The sequence below is a fragment of the Bradyrhizobium sp. Kon69 genome (assembly GCF_055807515.1).
Window position 1 is genome coordinate 1 of sequence record NZ_JBVVOS010000463.1, and the last position, 254, is coordinate 254.

The following is a 254-nucleotide window of genomic DNA, read 5'->3' on the forward strand; positions in this document are numbered from 1 at the left end:
GATACTGATGGCTACCTGACCGCACAGATCCACCTCAACCCCAACAGTTACCCCGACGATGCCAGCCGTATCCTGTTTTATCAGCGCTTGCATGACGGCGTCGCCACGATCCCAGGGGTCGAACGTGCCGCATTGACCACCAGTGCCGTCGGGCAATTCACCCTGCCGCGCCAGGTGGATGTCGACTCGTCGACCAACAACACCAATGAGCGCTGGTCTTACCCGATAGTCAACGATGTACAGGTCATGCCCGG

General features: G+C 59.1%; 1 protein-coding gene. It reads left to right on the forward strand.

All coding sequences use genetic code 11. From position 1 onward, the window contains the following. Positions 1-254, forward strand: a 254-nt coding sequence (locus AC0L3U_RS39815; RefSeq protein WP_473365183.1) for a hypothetical protein, incomplete at both ends; no start/stop codon positions are given.